This window comes from Roseateles sp. P5_B10, from assembly GCF_056400485.1.
This window is the reverse complement of sequence record NZ_JBFULE010001069.1, coordinates 1-1,515: the sequence shown is the minus strand read 5'-3', so window position 1 is coordinate 1,515 and position 1,515 is coordinate 1. Positions and strand designations below refer to the sequence as shown.

At 68.6% G+C, this 1,515-nt stretch carries 2 protein-coding genes; both read left to right on the top strand.

Annotated features, from left to right (window positions below; translation table 11 throughout):
* The coding region (gene corA, locus AC1DU6_RS30880; protein WP_477861921.1) for a magnesium/cobalt transporter CorA at positions 1–966 on the top strand (966 nt) is incomplete at its 5' end.
* The coding region (locus AC1DU6_RS30875) for a histidine kinase (protein ID WP_477861919.1) at positions 963–1,515 on the top strand (553 nt) is incomplete at its 3' end. The genes corA and AC1DU6_RS30875, both read left to right, overlap by 4 nt.

Below are 1,515 nucleotides of genomic sequence, written 5' to 3'. Positions count from 1 at the left end.
CTGATCAACAGCGCCGTGTACGAGGATGGCCGCATCGTGGCCGAGCCCAGCCTGGAGGGGGTGTCCGAGGCGCTGGAGAGAACGAGCGGCTTTGTCTGGATCGCGCTGCGCGACCCGAGCGATGAGGAGCTCAACCTGCTGCAGCACGAGCTGGACTTGCCGCCATTGGCCGTCGAGGATGCCCGCAAGGGCCATCAGCGGCCCAAAGTGGAAGAGTACGGCGACATGCTGTTCGCCGCGATGCATCTGCTGGAGACCAGCACCGACGGCTTGGAGGTGGGCGAGGTGCACGTCTTCGTCGGCGCGCGCTTCATCGTCTCGGTACGCCACCGCAGCAGCCAGGGTTTCCTGGGCGTGCGCGGGCGTGCGGAGCGCGAGCCGCATCTGCTGCGCCAGGGGCCAGGTTTYGTCTTCTACGCACTGATGGACGCCGTCGTGGACCGCTACTTCCCGCTCATCGACGCCATCGAGGCCGAATTGGAGCAACTGGAAGCGACCATGTTCCAGCCCCATCAGGATCGCCAGTCCGTCGTGCAGCGCCTGTTCGCGCTGAAGCAGCGCCTGGCCACGCTGCGCCATGCCGTCACGCCGCTGCTGGAGGTGACGGCCAAGCTGCACGGTGGCCGCGTGCCCGTCGTCTGCAAGGCCCTGCAGGACTACTTCCGCGACGTCTACGACCACCTGCTGCGCATCCAGGCCAGCATCGACGCCGCGCGCGAAACCATCATCGCGGCGACCCAGGTCAACCTCACCCTGGTCACGCTGGACGAGTCCCTCGTCACCAAACGCCTGGCCGCCTGGGCCGCCATCTTTGCGGCGTCCACGGCCCTGGCGGGCATCTGGGGGATGAACTTCGAGCACATGCCCGAGCTGAAATGGACGTTGGGCTACCCGATGGCGCTGGGCGTGATCGTCCTCGTCAGCGGGGCGCTGTACTGGCGCTTCAAGCGCCTCGGATGGTTGTGACCGACACCCGCCCCGACCCCGACGCGCTGCTGGCCCAGTTGCAGCGCGACGAAGCCGCCGCCCAGCGCGGCCGGCTGAAGATCTTCTTCGGCGCCAACGCGGGTGTTGGAAAAACCTTCGCCATGCTGGTCGCCGCGCATGCGGCTCGCGCCCAAGGCCGGGTGGTGCGCATCGGCGTCGTCGAGACCCACGGCCGCGCCGACACCGAGGCCATCGCGCGCGATCTGCCGCGCCTGGCGCTGAAGGACATCGTCCACCGCGGCCAGACCCTGCGCGAGTTCGACCTCGATGCCGCGCTGGCCTGGGGCCGCGAGCAAGCGGGCGGCGTGCTCCTGCTGGATGAGCTGGCCCACAGCAACGCGCCGGGCTCGCGCCACGCCAAGCGCTGGCAGGACGCGCAGGAGCTGTGCGAGGCCGGCATCGAGGTCTGGACGACGCTGAACGTGCAGCACCTGGAGAGCCTGAACGACGTCGTTGGCGGCATCACCGGCATCCGTGTCTGGGAAACCCTGCCCGACAAGGTCTTCGATGCGGCCGACGAGGTGGTCG